13 protein-coding genes are annotated in these 14,006 nt (G+C 72.2%); 6 read left to right on the plus strand and 7 right to left on the minus strand.

The genetic code is table 11. The features are described 5' to 3' along the window. The first annotated feature begins 9 nt into the window (after nt 1-9). Both CLV40_RS28105 and CLV40_RS28110 read left to right on the plus strand, forming a co-directional pair. Nucleotides 10-243, plus strand: a complete 234-nt coding sequence (locus CLV40_RS28105; protein ID WP_018682094.1) for an Lrp/AsnC ligand binding domain-containing protein — start codon at nt 10-12, stop codon at nt 241-243. 19 nt (nt 244-262) lie between these two features. Next, nucleotides 263-820, plus strand: a complete 558-nt coding sequence (locus CLV40_RS28110; protein WP_104482011.1) for a DUF3515 domain-containing protein — start codon at nt 263-265, stop codon at nt 818-820. Nucleotides 821-832: 12 nt separating this feature from the next. Here the strand turns inward: CLV40_RS28110 and recG are convergent, their stop codons facing one another. Both recG and CLV40_RS28120 read right to left on the minus strand, forming a co-directional pair. Next, complete coding sequence (recG, locus tag CLV40_RS28115; protein WP_104482012.1) at nt 833-3,010, minus strand: ATP-dependent DNA helicase RecG; 2,178 nt, start codon at nt 3,008-3,010, stop codon at nt 833-835. Nucleotides 3,011-3,076: 66 nt separating this feature from the next. Next, nucleotides 3,077-4,678 (minus strand): DAK2 domain-containing protein, encoded by a 1,602-nt coding sequence (locus CLV40_RS28120; protein ID WP_104482013.1) that lies wholly within the window; start codon nt 4,676-4,678, stop codon nt 3,077-3,079. Between the two features lie 185 nt (nt 4,679-4,863). Between CLV40_RS28120 and rpmB the strand changes: the two genes are divergently transcribed. Then, nucleotides 4,864-5,055 (plus strand): 50S ribosomal protein L28, encoded by a 192-nt coding sequence (gene rpmB, locus CLV40_RS28125; protein WP_018682090.1) that lies wholly within the window; start codon nt 4,864-4,866, stop codon nt 5,053-5,055. A gap of 1,288 nt (nt 5,056-6,343) precedes the next feature. Here the strand turns inward: rpmB and CLV40_RS28130 are convergent. From CLV40_RS28130 to CLV40_RS28150, 5 genes are all read right to left on the minus strand, one after another. Next, nucleotides 6,344-7,894 carry a hypothetical protein gene (locus CLV40_RS28130; protein WP_104482014.1) on the minus strand — a complete coding sequence of 517 codons (1,551 nt, stop codon included), beginning with the start codon at nt 7,892-7,894 and terminating at the stop codon, nt 6,344-6,346. A 71-nt stretch (nt 7,895-7,965) separates the two neighbouring features. Then, nucleotides 7,966-8,697 carry a DUF6230 family protein gene (locus CLV40_RS28135; protein ID WP_104482015.1) on the minus strand — a complete coding sequence of 244 codons (732 nt, stop codon included), beginning with the start codon at nt 8,695-8,697 and terminating at the stop codon, nt 7,966-7,968. Next, nucleotides 8,694-9,311 (minus strand): hypothetical protein, encoded by a 618-nt coding sequence (locus CLV40_RS28140; protein WP_104482016.1) that lies wholly within the window; start codon nt 9,309-9,311, stop codon nt 8,694-8,696. Before CLV40_RS28140 ends, CLV40_RS28135 begins: the two co-directional genes overlap by 4 nt. After that, nucleotides 9,308-9,736: a DUF6114 domain-containing protein gene (locus CLV40_RS28145; protein ID WP_104482070.1), complete on the minus strand. Its 429-nt coding sequence runs from the start codon at nt 9,734-9,736 to the stop codon at nt 9,308-9,310. Before CLV40_RS28145 ends, CLV40_RS28140 begins: the two co-directional genes overlap by 4 nt. A gap of 2 nt (nt 9,737-9,738) precedes the next feature. Further along, a complete protein-coding gene (locus CLV40_RS28150) occupies nt 9,739-10,455 on the minus strand; it encodes a DUF6230 family protein (protein WP_104482017.1) in 717 nt (238 codons plus the stop codon). A gap of 274 nt (nt 10,456-10,729) precedes the next feature. Here CLV40_RS28150 and lepB point away from each other — a divergent pair, with 274 nt between their 5' ends. From lepB to CLV40_RS28165, 3 genes are all read left to right on the plus strand, one after another. Continuing rightward, nucleotides 10,730-11,266 carry a signal peptidase I gene (lepB, locus tag CLV40_RS28155; protein WP_181043775.1) on the plus strand — a complete coding sequence of 179 codons (537 nt, stop codon included), beginning with the start codon at nt 10,730-10,732 and terminating at the stop codon, nt 11,264-11,266. A gap of 63 nt (nt 11,267-11,329) precedes the next feature. After that, nucleotides 11,330-12,484, plus strand: a complete 1,155-nt coding sequence (locus tag CLV40_RS28160) for a S8 family peptidase (protein WP_104482019.1) — start codon at nt 11,330-11,332, stop codon at nt 12,482-12,484. Between the two features lie 313 nt (nt 12,485-12,797). Beyond that, nucleotides 12,798-13,949, plus strand: a complete 1,152-nt coding sequence (locus CLV40_RS28165; protein ID WP_146108271.1) for a discoidin domain-containing protein — start codon at nt 12,798-12,800, stop codon at nt 13,947-13,949. Nucleotides 13,950-14,006: the final 57 nt, after the last annotated feature.

Below are 14,006 nucleotides of genomic sequence, written 5' to 3' on the forward strand. Positions count from 1 at the left end.
GGGCGCGCCGTGGTCCACGCATACATCCTTATCCAGACCGAGGTCGGCAAGGCAGCGGCCGTGGCCGCGGAGATCTCCGGCATAGCGGGCGTCACCACAGCCGAGGACGTGACAGGTCCGTACGACGTGATCGTCCGCGCCGAGGCGGACAACGTGGACCTGCTGGGTCAGCTCGTCGTCGCCCGCATCCAGAACGTGGAGGGCATCACCCGCACGCTGACCTGCCCGGTGGTGCACCTCTGACGCGTGGTCTAGTGGTCGCGTGACCGAGCAGACCCAGCACAGCCCCTCCCGCACCGCCGTCGTCTCCGGCGCGGTGCTGGCGGGGCTGCTGGTCGTCGGGGTCGTGGTGGCCAGCCGGTTCCTGCCGGACGAACCGGCCGCGGACGCGCCCAGGGTGCACGACGGGCCGGTCGGTCTGGTCCCGGTGGACGCCCCGGACGCGGGCGCGCCCCAGTGCGGGGCGCTGCTCGCCGCGCTGCCCGACCGGCTGCCGAACGGGGACAAGCCGTTGGCGCGGTTGCCGATCGCGGAGCCCGCGCCCGTGGGGACGATGGTGTGGGGCGACCGGGTCGGCGACCCGGTGGTGCTGCGCTGCGGGCTGGGCAAGCCGCCGGAGCTGACGTCCACGTCGGCGCTGCGCGACGTGTCCGGGGTGCGGTGGCTGCCGGTGGACGGCGAGGTCTCGGCCACCTGGTTCGCCGTCGACCGGGGCGTGTACGTGGCGCTGACGATGCCGAACGGGGTCGGCACCGGGCCGCTGCAGACAGTGTCCGAAGTGGTCGGTCGGTCGCTGGCCGTCCAGGAGGTGCGGCCGTAGGCGGTTCCCCGCCTACGCCTTTTCCAGGTACTCCGCCTTGTCGACGGCCACGACCTGGTGGACCATGCCCGCCAGCCCCGGGAACGCGGTGAGCTCCGGGTCATCGGTGATCAGGGCCTGGGCGACGCCCCGCGCGTCGGCGATGATCTGCTCGTCGCGGATCAGGGACAGCATCTTCAGACCGGATTTCGCGCCCGACTGGCTCGCCCCGAGGATGTCGCCCTCCCGGCGCAGCTCCAGGTCCATCCGGGCCAGTTCGAAGCCGTCCAGCGTGGAGGCGACCGCGTCCAGCCGGTCGCGGGTCGCGGTGCCGCCGGGCATCTCGGTGACCAGGAGGCACACGCCCGGCGCCGACCCACGGCCCACCCGGCCGCGCAACTGGTGCAGCTGGCTCACGCCGAAGCGGTCGGCGTCCATGATGACCATGCCCGTGGCGTTCGGGACGTTCACGCCGACCTCGACCACGGTGGTGGCCACCAGCACGTCGACCTCCGCCGCCGCGAAGGCCCGCATCACCGCGTCCTTGTCGTCGGTCGGCATCCGGCCGTGCAGCACGCCGACGCGCAGCCCGGCCAGCGGTCCCGCCGCCAGCTCGGCCGCCACGTCGAGGACCGCCAACGGCGGTCGACGATCATCCGCGCCGCCGTTCGGGCTGTCCTCCTCGTCGCCGATGCGCGGGCACACCACGTACGCCTGGTGCCCCTGCGAGATCTCCTCGCGCAGCCGCTGCCACACGCGCTCCAGCCACGCGGGCTTCTCCGCGACGGGGACCACCGTCGTGGCGATGGGGGAGCGGCCCGCGGGCAACTCGCGCAGCGCCGAGGTCTCCAGGTCGCCGTAGACGGTCATCGCGACGGTGCGGGGGATCGGTGTCGCGGTCATGACGAGCACGTGCGGGGACTGGTTCGCGCCCGCCCGCCCGCGCAGGGCGTCGCGCTGCTCCACACCGAAGCGGTGTTGCTCGTCGACCACCACGAACCCCAGCTCCGCGAAGGACACCTTGTCCTGGATCAGCGCGTGCGTGCCCACCACGATCCCCGCCGCGCCGCTGGCCGCGTCCAGCATCGCCTGCTTGCGCTGGGCCGCGTTGAGCGAACCGGTGAGCAGGGTGACCCGGGTCGAGTTCTCGGCCGCGCCGAGTTCGCCGCCCTGGCCGAGGTCGCCGAGCAGGTCGCGCAGGGACCGGGCGTGCTGCGCGGCCAGGACCTCGGTGGGGGCCAGCAGCGCGGCCTGCTTGCCCGCGTCGATGGCCTGCAGCATCGCGCGCAGCGCCACGATCGTCTTGCCGGAGCCGACTTCCCCTTGGAGCAGCCGGTTCATCGGGTGCTCGCCCGCCAGATCGGTGGCGATCGTCTCGCCGACCTCGACCTGACCGGCCGTCAGGGTGAAGGGCAGCCGCTGGTCGAAAGCGTCGAGCAGGCCACCCGACTTGGGCGGGCAGGCCGGGGCGGGACGCGCGCCCGCCGTGCTGCGCCGCCGGGCCAGGGCCAGCTGCACCGACAGCGCCTCGTCCCACTTGAGGCGTTCGCGGGCGGTCTCCAGGTCGGCCCACTCGGCGGGGCGGTGGATGGAGCGGACGGCCTGCTCGTACGGGGTCAGACCGAGCTTGTCGCGCAGCTCGTCCGGGAACGGGTCCTCGATCGCGTCGAGCACCGCGAGGGTCTGCTGCACGCACTGCGCGATCTGCCAGGACTGGATCTTCGCCGACGCCGGGTAGACCGGGATCAGCCCGCCCGCGAACTCCTCCACGGCGGTCGGCTCGGAACCGTCCGCACCGACGTCGCCGTCGAGCAGCTGGTAGTCCGGGTTGGCCAGCTGCAGCTTGTTGCGGAAGGCGGTGACCTTGCCCGCGAACAGCGCGCTGATGCCCGGCTTGAGCTTGTCCATGTGCCAGGGCTGGTTGAAGAACGCGCAGTCCAGCGACCGCTTGCCATCGGTGAGCGAGACCTCGACCAGGCTGCCGCGCTTGGTCTTCATCTGGCGCTTGTTCACCGACACGACCTTGGCCATCACCGTGACGTGCTCGCCGACCTCCAGCCCCGCGATGTCGGTGAGCTGCCCGCGCTCGGCGTACCGGCGCGGGTAGTGGCGCAGCAGGTCACCGGCGGTCTCCAAGTTGAACGCGGCGGCCAACGCGTCCGCCGACTTCTTGCCGACGACCCGGTCCAGCTTCTCGCCCAGCGCTGTCATCACTCCCGCTTCCCAGTCGCGTCGGGTTCTCCCAGGGTGATTGTTTCGGTACCCACCGACACCGGCTCACTCCAGGCCGAGCACCAGCACCGCGTCCGCCTGCCCGCCGCGGTGCACGGCCAGGTCGGCGTCCGGGCGCTCGCGGCGCAGGAACCCGGCCAGCTCGACGCCGAGGTCGTCCGGCGCGTCGCGGCCCAGCAGCGCCGTGACCAGCTCACCACCCGCGGCCAGCATCCGCGCGACCACCCCGGTGGCGGCCCGGACCAGGGCGTCCGGCCCGGGCGGGCCCGGTTCGATGAGCACGACCTCGCCGTCCACGAAGCCCAGCACGTCCGCCGCCCGGCACGGGCCGATCCAGGTGATCGCGTCCTGCTCGGCGACCACGACCGCGCCCCGCCGGGTGGCCGCGGACGCCTCGGCCATGGCCACCACGTCGTCGCCGGTCCGCCTGCGCGGGTCGTGCACCGCGATCGCGGCCAGCGCCTGCACGGGGGAGGCGCACGGCACGACCACCACGTCCTGCCCGCCCGCCACGGCCCGGATCGCGGCCTCGTCGGCCACCGCCATCAGGCCCGCGTCGCCGGGGAGCACGGTGACCTGCGCGGCGCCGGTGCCGGTGATCACCTCGAGGAGGTCGTACGGGCTCGGGTCGGTCACCCCGACCCGCACGACGGCGACGCCCTCGGCGAGGAACAGCTCGGCCAGTTCGTCCCCGCGCACGGCGGCGACCACGGCCCGGTCGTGCGCGAAGCGGCCGGGGGAGGTGTCGTCGGCGAACCGCGCGACCCGGATCCGGTGCGGCCTGCCCGCCTCGATGCCCGCCTCGATGGCGGCGCCGATGTCGTCGCAGTGCACGTGCACGGTCCACAGGCCCTCGCCGTCGCCGACGACCGACACGCAGTCGCCGATCCGGTCGAGCTTGCCGCGCAGGTCGTCCACGGCCGGGTCCGGGCAGTCGGCCAGCAGGTACATGACCTCGTAGGCGTAGAGGTCCGACCCGGCTTCGCGGTCGGTGACCGCGGCGGGGCGGGGGGTGTCGTCGGCGGGCGCGGTCGTGGTGGGTTCCCGCTCGGCGACGACGTCGACCAGCGCGTCGAGGATGACCACGACCCCCCGGCCGCCCGCGTCGACGACCCCGGCCTCGGCGAGCGCGGGGAGCTGGCGGGGCGTGCGGTCGAGCGCCTCGGCGGCCTGGCGGGCGGCGGCCGCGGCGACCTCGTGGAGGGTGCCGGGTCCGGGCACGGCGGCGGCGAGGACGGTGACCATGGTTCCGTCTACGGGCGTAGAAACAGCTTGGGCGGCCAGCGCGGCACCGCGTTCGAGCGCGGCCTGCAGCGTCGGCCCGGTCAGGGTCGGGTGCCCCGCCACCGCCGCCGCCATCCCGCGCAGGAGCTGGGAGGCGATCACACCGGAGTTGCCGCGCGCACCGGCCAGCGCGCCCTTGGCGGCCACGCCGAACGCGCCACCCGCGTCGGCCCGGTCGGCGGCGGGAGCCCTCAGCAGCGCGTCCAGCGCGGCGCGGAGGGTGGTGAGGAGGTTGGAGCCGGTGTCGCCGTCGGCCACGGGGAAGACGTTGATCCGGTCGATCGCCTTCCGGTGCGCGTCCAGCCCCCGCACGCACGCGGCCACCCACCGCCGCACACCGGCCGCGTCCAGGGCTTCGAGCACACTCCACCTCCACGGATTTCCCGCGAGGGTAGCCCGGGCGCACCCCGGTTTGGACCGTGGACGTGGGACCGGTTAACCTGTGTCGACTGCCTGGGCCAGCCCCGGGCTCTTGTACGTGCGTGCTGCCCCAAGTGCCCCTCGCGGGTGCCAGCGGGCGAACACACCAGGACGAAGGAGTGTCTGACGTGGCTGCCGTGTGCGACGTCTGTGGCAAGGGGCCAGGCTTCGGCAAGTCGGTCTCGCACTCGAACCGGCGCACCAACCGCCGGTGGAACCCGAACATCCAGACCGTCCACGCTCGCCTGGGCATCTCCCAGCGCAAGCGCCTGAACGTCTGCACCTCCTGCCTCAAGGCGGGCAAGGTCGTCCGAGGCTGACCCCAGCCCCGTTCGGGTTCAACACCACAGCTTCAGCCACCGGCCCGGTGCTCCCTCGCAAGGGAGCACCGGGCCGGTGGCATTTCGCCTGCCTGCCCGCACCACCCCGCCGTTTGATCCCACACCGCGCGCCCACGCAACACAATTCACCCCACTTCCGCCCCTCTCGCTTTCCTCCCCCGACCATCCCCAGAACCGCCGCAGAACTCGGGCCCCACCCGAACGCGAAGTGTTCCCACCACCTCGCCCCGGCCGCTCGGCTTTCTCCCAACCACCCCGCGACCGCCGCAGAATCCCAAGTCCCCGCTGAACGCGACGTGGCTGTTCTGGACCGGCCTTGAAACCGCTACAAGATCCCAAGTCCCCACAGAACGCAACGCGGCTGTCCCGGACCCACCTCGAAATCGCCGCAGGATCCCAAGTCCCCACAGAACGCAACGCGCCCCTGCCGCACGCCTTGATTGGGTGGACTTGCTTTGCGTGGGGGGACGAGTCTGCCAAGCTTCCCGCGGGTGGGGTGGGCTTGCCCACCCCACCCGGCTTCTCGCCCCACCGCAGGCTCGTAGGGGACCCGCGCAAAGCAAGTTCGCCCAATCGAGGCCCCACATCTTTTCCGCGAACAGCCGGACCGATCAACCCAGCCACGACCCCAACCGGCACCCCGCAGACCACAAGATGATCAACGTACGCCTCCGGCCCAATGCCACTAACTTAGCGCGTTTTCGCTGGCCAGTATCGGTCTAAGCGATTGGCGATCGACCTCTGGAACACTCGGATCAAGTCCACTTGCGACAGTGGGTTGCGTGTTCGCTCGATGCCCCAATGCGGGCCATGGAACTATGGTGTGCCGCAGGGCGTCGTCGCACGTGCCGCCTGCCTCTCGCACGGCACCCTCAAGATGCCGTTGACCTGCAACGATGCTCCGTAAGTTAGTGGCATTGCGCCTCCGGCCCCCAATATCCATTCTAGCGGTGAGGACCGACAGTTCCGAGCGAAGACGATCAAGCCTGTGGACAACTGGAAGCACACCCCAGCGGCACCCGGATCAGCCGCCCCACCCGCCGCCGCGATCCAGCGATGGTCAAACCGATGCCTCCGGCCCCCAGTATCCATCCTAGCGAAGAGGACCGACAGAACCGGAAGATCAACAGCGAGCCTGTGGACAACCGCCGCCGCCCCAGACAGCACCCCGAGTACCGCCCACCTCGCCTGCGAGCAACCCAGCACAAAGAAGCACAAAGAAAAGCGCCCCGAGCCACAATGACCCGGGGCGCCTCCCTAAAACCGCCTACCGCGAAGGCGTCCCGTTCTTGCCCGAGTGCCCGGAAGCGCCGGCCACCGCTCCCATGCTCTCCACAAAGTGCTGCTTCGCCTCTTCCAGCACCGCGAACGTCTTCGCGACCTGCTCCGACACCCGCCGCTCGAACGAATCGGCCTGCTCGTGCCGGGCGGTCGCGTCCGCCAGCTTCGATTCCGCGTCGCTGACGAGTTCGCCCGCGTGCTTTTCCGCCGTCTCGCGCTTCGCCTTGATTTCGGCGTCCGCCTTGGACCGGGCGTCGGCCAGCGCCTTCTCGGTGTCGGCCTTCTGCTTCTCCGCGTCCGCCACCAGCTTCGCGGCCGCCTTCTCCGCCGTTTCCCGCGACACCTTGATGTCCGCGTCCGCCTTGGCCCGGGCCTCGGTGAGCGCCTTCTCGGTGTCGGCCTTCTGCTTCTCCGCGTCGGCCACCAACCGCGCCGCGGCCTTTTCCGCCGAGTCGCGCTGGGTCTTGATGTCGGCTTCGGCGCTGGCCCGCTGGTTGGCGAGGGCCTGTTCGGTTTCCTCGGTCTGCGCGAGCAGCGCGGCCTCGATCGCCGCCGTCTGCTCGGCCAGGCTCTTCTCGACCTCGTCCGTGCGCGCGGCGAGGGTCTGCTCGACCTCGTCGGTTCGCCGGGTCAGCTCCGCCTCGGCGGCCGAGCGCTTGTCCGCGATGTCCTTGTCCGCCCGCGCCTCGGCGGCGGCGCGCGCCTGGGCCGACTCCTCGTCCAGCCGCTCCCGGACGGCGAGTGCCTCGGTGTCGAGCTGGTCGCGGTGGGCCGACGCGTCGTCGTAGAGCTGGGCGATGCGGGCCTCGTTGGCCTTGGTCTGCTTCTCGATCTCCGCGCGGGCCTGCGCCATCAGCTGCTTGTGCTCGTCGGCGAGCGTGGCGCGCATGGTCTCGTACTCGGCGTCGAGCTCGGCGTGGTTGCGGGTGTAGTCCGCCTCCAGCTGCTTGCGGCGCTCCTCCAGGTCCACGATCATCTTGTCGTGCCTGGCGCGCAGGTCCTTGGCGTACGTGTCCGCCTCGGCGCGCACGCCGTTGGCCGCGTCGTCGGCCTGCTTCGCCGTCTTGCCCGCGTACGCCTCGGCGTTGAGCCGGGTCTGCGCGGCGTAGTCATCGGCCGCGGTGCGCGTGGCCGAGGAGTAGCTGTCCGCTTCCTTGCGGGTGGCCGCCCCGTAGTTCTCCGCCTCGGCGCGCGTCGAGGCGCCGTACTCGTCGGCCTGCCGCTTGAACTCGGCGATCTCCTCCTCCGCCAGCTGCATCATCAACCGCACCCGTTCGGTCATGCCCTCGGTGCTGTTGGGGTTCGCGCTGATCCGGTTGAGGCGGGTCGTGGTCTCCAGCAGCTGCTGCTGGAGCGAGCCGAGCGACTTGGTCAGCTCGGCGACCTTCGACTGCGCGTCGTCGCGGCCCTTGGTCGCGTGGCGCAGGTCGTAGGTGAGGCGGGTGACCCGTTCGTTGACCTGGCGGGGGTTGTACCCGCGGAGAACGGTGTCGAAGTGCGGAAGACGGTCGGTGGACTCGGCGTCACCAGAGGGCATTGCCCCACAATAGTATGACCTCCTCCGCTGGGAACCCGCCGGAGTAGTTAATTCCGCGTGGCAGGACGGCGTCACGGATTGCCGACGGGCGCGGCGGGCGCCGCGCATTGGCCGCGCCCGGGCTCGATGCGCAGTCCCAGGTTGGGCAGGCTGAACGGTTGCGGGATGGACATCACCGCGATCTGACCGCGCACCTGGCGGAATTCCGCGAAACCGGCGTCGATGCCCAACCGGTGCTCGGTTACCGGAACGCGAAGCGGATTCGGCAGGAAATTCCCCGCCGCGTCCTTGATCGTCGTCACGTCCTCGCCCGGCACACCGATTTTGACCACACCGTCCATGTCCAGCGCGCCAGTGGCCGAGACGGCGTCCAGTTCGACGTTCTCCGTCCGGATCTCCCAGGTGGACCGGTTGCCGTCCCCTCCGGTCACGTAGACGGTGAACCACGCGCCCAACACCTGTTGTTGGAAGGAAAGGCACAGTTCGTTGAGCCTGCCCTCGGCGAACCCGAGCCTGCCGACGCGGACCACCGCCGTGGTGCCGTCGGCGTTCTGCCGCGTCGCGTCGCCGACGGACAGTCCGAAGTCGGTGCCGTACAGACCGCTGGTGGACAGCGTCAGCGTGCCGCCCTGGATGACCAGGTTCGCCGCGACAGCACCACTGGCCACACGCGTACCCAGGAAACCCGCCAGCACCAAGGCGGGCAGCGCGAGCGCGGCGGCGCGGCGCCAGTGGGTCCGGCCGGGCGCGTCCCGTCCGGGATGGTCGGCGGTGGCTTCGTGCTCGGGGTTGCGCGCGGTCATGAGCCGCCCCGGCTGGTGACCGTGAGCGTGGCCCCGGGCAGCCGCACCGGGTTGTCGCGGCCGCTGCTCGGCGTGGGGTTGAACGCCTTGAGGGCGTACAGGTCCATGCGGACGTCGCACAGGTGCACGCTGAGTGCGAGGCCGAAGTCGAGCAGCCAGGCGGCGGGGAGCGCGCACAGCAGCAGCGGGCTGGACGCGTAGAGGTTGGTGGCCCACAGGTCGGTCTGCATCTGCTGCCCGGCCGCGTTGGTGCCGCCGAGTTGGGTGGTGCCGGTGGAGGACAGGGAGAGCGCGTAGTTGGCCCGACTGCTGTCGGCGATGGTGAGGTCTTCGAGGGTGAGCGCGCGGAAGGTGTAGTGCGCGGCTTGGAAGGACACGCCGTTCGCGTCGACGATCGTCTCGGTGCCCTTGTACTGGATCGACGCCGCGTAGCCCGCCCGCGCGGTCACCTTCATCGGTTTGTCCTTCGGCGCGGTCAGGAACCCGACCTGCGGCGCCGGGGTCGGCCGCGTGGTCTGCGCCGCCGCGCTCAGGTAGTCCAGGTCCGGTACGACCGCGGTGCCGACCAGCAGCGTGAAGATCGCCGCGAACACCAGCGGTGCCCGGCCCCTCACGCCGCGCCCTCGGAGTCCACAGTGGATTCGCGGGGACGCTTGGGGCCCCAGCCGAAGGTCATCGCGCCGCCGAGCACGCCGAGCAGCATGCCGACCAGGAACCCGCCCAGGTTCGACCCGACCAGCGAGGCCACCGCGAACAGCACGCCGAGGAAGCCGACGAGGTGCCTGCCGCGCGGGGCGAACCACGCGCACAGTCCGAAGAGGATCAGCCCGCCGCCGAGCAGGTACCCGGAGATCCCGGCGAACCCCGCCGTGAGCACGACCGCGATCGGCGCGAACGTCAGCGACATGACCGCCCACCCGCCGAGCACCATCCACAGCCCGCCCCAGAACGGCCGGGTGCGGCGGAAGGCGGTGAACCAGCGCAGGGCGGCCGCGCAGGACTTCGCCGCGTCGACCGCGCGGGCGGTCACGGTCACCATCTTCAGCACTCCACGGTCCCGGGCACGATGCCCAGCGCCAGCTTCGGCAGGGTGATGTTGCCGCTGATCTCGGCGGTGAACGCGTCCGCGCGCAACCCGGTCACCCGCACCACGCCCGCCTCCAGGCCGAAGGCGCCGACGGTGCCGCCCTCCAGCGGCTGGCCGCCCATCTGCACCTGGTGCGCGGTTTTGCCCAGCACCATCTCGGAGAACTGGCTCTGCGCGCCCTGCACGGCGTTCGCCTCGAGGATGAGGTTGTAGGCGTCGATGACGTCCGGTCCGCCGTCGGCCTTGCCGTCGACCGGCGACCCGGCGTTGAGCTCGAGCGTGTACGGCAGGCCCAGGATCGTCTGGTGGATCACCGCGCACAGCCCGTCGAGCCGGGCCGACTGGAAGCCCGCGCGGGCCATCGCCTCGCCCTTGCCCGCGGCGGAACCGTCGGCCAGCTGCCTGCTGTGCAGGAACGCGGCGAACCCACTGCCGTTGACCTGGTCCGAGCGCAGGGTGAACGGCTGGCCGGAGACGAAGAAGTTCGCCGCGACCACCCCCTGGGCCATGGCGACGCCCAGCGCGCTTGCGACGCCGAGCGCGGGCACTGCGACGAGGGACGCGCGGCTCCAGCGGGTCCCGCGCCGACCGGTGGCCGCCGCGTCCCGGACCTCGCCCGCCCAGTTCCGGAGCCGCGCCCAAGGCGGCGTGCGCTGCGGGAGTCGGGGCATCGGCGCTCCTGACGTCGGCGTTGCGGGGCGGTCACGATGACAAAGCCCTGGTGACGGCGACAAGGGGCCGTTTGACCTAGAGCGTGACCTGAAGTCACAGTTACTTCGTCGTAACAGCTACTTTGCGTGACGTCGACGGGTAAAGGTGGCGAGCGGTCTCCATGGTCAGCGAGGTGTGCGCCGATTCAGGACGCTTCGTGAACGGTGATCGATATCACCGTGGGTCACTTGATAACGGTTTGATAATACCTACCATCGGGTAATGTGCCCGCCCGTGCGCTGGCGTGTGCTGGGGGCGGTGGCCGGAGTGCTGGTCACCCTGGTGGTCGTGACCGCGGTGGTGGCCGCGATCATCGCCGTGCCCGTGTCCGGCGACAGCATGCGCCCCGCCTTCGCCGACGGGGACCGCGTCCTGCTGCACCCGTTCCGCGGCCCCGACGACGTCCGCCGCAGCGACGTCGTGGCCGTCCGGTTCGCCGCCGACGGACCGCTAGTGCTCAAGCGCGTCGTCGCTGTCGCGGGCGACCGCGTGCGCATCGACCCGGGGCCGGTCGTGCGGTTGCTGCCAGACGGCGAGACCCGGTGGCGGATCGTGCCGACGGCGGGGGACTGGGGGAGCAAACCGGTGTCCTGCTGCGGTCCCGATGGCGCAGCGGCGCAGGAGTCCGCCGATGCCTTGGTGCCCAACGGCAAGCTGTTCGTGCTCGGCGACAACCCCGGCGCCTCCGACGACTCGCGCGCCTTCGGCTGGGCCGCCCGCGACCTCGTGCGCGGGGTCGTCTGGACCACCGCATGGCCGCTGGATGGCTGAGGGCGCGGGCCTGGCAACTGGTGAACCTTGCCGCTCAACCCATTGAACAGTAACGAATTCCTAATGACTCGCACCCTGCTCGGAGGCTCCAGACGTCGCAGAACCGGTTTCGTCGCGGTCCTCACCGCGACCGCCGTCGCCCTCCCGCTCTCCGCGGTGGCGTCGGCTGTCGAGGGCGACTACATCGTCGTTCTCAACGGCACATCAACGGAATCCGTCGCCGAACGCCACGGCGTCGAGGTCGACCACCGCTACAACACCGCCCTGCGCGGGTTCTCCACCCGCCTCTCCGCCCGCGAGGCCCGGTCGCTCGCGGGCGACCCGGCGGTCGACTACGTCGTCGCCGACACCCCCGTGCGCGCCACCGGGGGCGGCGACCAGGAGAAGCCGCCGTCCTGGGGGCTCGACCGCATCGACCAGCGAGCGCTGCCGCTGGACAACCACTACCGCTACCGCACCCGCGCTTCCGACGTGACCGTCTACGTCATCGACACTGGCGTGCGCGCATCGCACCACGACTTCGGGGGTCGGGTGCGCGGCGGGCACGACTTCGTCGACAACGACGACGACCCGGACGACGGCAACGGCCACGGCACCTTCATGGCGGGCATCGCGGGCGGCGAGACCTACGGCGTGGCCAAGGGCGTCACCATCGTCCCGGTGCGGGTGCTCAACAACAGCGGCTCGGGCTCCAACGCGGCGGTGATCGCGGGCATCGACTGGATCACCGCGCACGCGAGCGGCCCCTCGGTCGTCAACATGAGCCTCGGCGGCCCCCCGAACCAAGCGCTCGACGACGCCGTCCGCCGCTCCATCGCCGCCGGGGTCGTCTACTCCGTCGCCGCGGGCTCGTCCGCGGGCCAGGCGAGCCGCAACTCCCCGGCGCGCGTCGCCGAGGCCATCACCACCGCCGCGATCGACAGCTCCGACCGCGCCACCTCGAACTCCAACTTCGGCCCCCTGGTCGACCTCTACGCGCCCGGTTCCGGCATCACCGGCCCGTGGATCACCTCCGACACCGCCGGCAACACCATCAGCGGCACCTCCACCGCCACCGCGCACACCACCGGCGCCGTCGCGCTCCGCCTCGCCCGGCACCCGGACAGCACCCCGGCAGAGGTCCAGGACGCGCTCAAGCGGCACGCCTCCACGGGGGTCGGCGGGCTCCCGGCCGACACCGCCGACCGGATCCTCTACACCGGACCGTTCCACCACTGATCCACAACCGACACGTTTGCGACACCCGTGTGACACCGGCCCGGCAAACGCACTTCCGGGCCGGTGGACACGAGCGGTCGGTTGGGCGCGCTCCCGGCGCGGCCGTCCGGGTGAGACCCCTGGCGCGCTCGTGCCCCGGCCGGCAGCATCGCGGCGGTGCGCGTTCGGCCGGGGGCCGACAGTGACGGACACACCACGCCGCGAGGACGCCGGCGGGGGTGGTCGCGAGAGGGAGCCGGGCGCGCGCGGCCCATGCAAGAGACGACCGGGGAGACCGGCGCGCCCGCGCGCCGCCCCGACGAGAGGACCCACCGTGCCCTCAGGTGGCAGACGGCGACGCGTCGCCGTGCCCTTGGTCGCCGCGGCCCTGGCCGCCGCCCCGACCGCGGCGCACGCGCAGCCGTCGACCCGGCCCGACCCGTTCGCCACCGCGCAGACCAAGGGCACCCGGGTCGAGCGGGAGATCAGCGGGGCGGGCGCGGTGGCCCGGTTCTGGGCCGACTACTCCGCGGGCGCCACCGGCGACGCCATCCGCAAGTCCGCCGCCATCGTCGACGCCCGGCTGCGCGCCCAGGGCACCGCGGCCGACCCCGTCCGCCGCGCGGTGCGGATGCTCGCCGCGCACGCCACCGGCGACCACCGCCGCGCCTGGTGCGAGCGGCTGTCCCTGGACGGCGCCCGGGTCCCCGCCGAGCACGCCGAGTTCGTCACCGCCGCGCTGGCCGCGTCCGACCAGGCGCTCGGCCTCGCCCGCCCGGTCCCGGTGCCGACCGCGCCCGGCGCCTACACCGACCACCTGGCCGCGCGCATGGCCGACGGCGACACCCGCACCTTCTACTGGAGCGACGGCGCGCCCACGACCGGCCAGCAGTACGTGCTCGACCTCGGTCGGGTGCGTCCGGTCGAGCGGGTCGCGGTGGCCATGGGCACCGCGCAGCGACCGCTGGACGTGCTGCGCTCCGGCGTGCTCGAGGGCTCGGTCGACGGCGTCACCTGGACGACCGTGCGGCGGCTGACCGGCCACGCCACCGTCGCCGCGGACTTCGGCGCCGCGCGCGACCTGCGCTACCTGCGGCTGCGCGCGACCGCGGGCCAGCGGCACTGGCTGGCCGTGCGGGAGATCACCGTCCGCCCCGGCCCGGCCGACGTCTACACCGACGGCGACCCGACGACCGGCCTGCGCGGCCGGGCGGCCGAGGTGCCGCTGGGCACGGCCGAGGCGATCGACCGGATCGTGGTGCTCGCTGGCCCGGACACGCCCGCGGGCGCCAAGGTCGAGGTGCGCGACCAGGCGGGCGGCTGGCACACCGTGGGGCGGCTCGGCGGCGAGTACACCGACGTCGAGGCCCGCGGCGCCGTCGCGGACGGCGTGCGGGTGGTGCTGCCGGTGGGGCAGGCGGGGGTGCGCGGGGTCGACTCGACGGGGATCGACGTCCGTGAGATCGTGGTGCGTCCGGCCGAGTGAACGTCCGTTAATCTCGGCGGTCTCGCGGTAGCCTGGGTCGGCGGGAAGATCTCGCGT

Source organism: Actinokineospora auranticolor, assembly GCF_002934265.1.
Classification (GTDB): Bacteria; Actinomycetota; Actinomycetes; order Mycobacteriales; family Pseudonocardiaceae; genus Actinokineospora; species Actinokineospora auranticolor.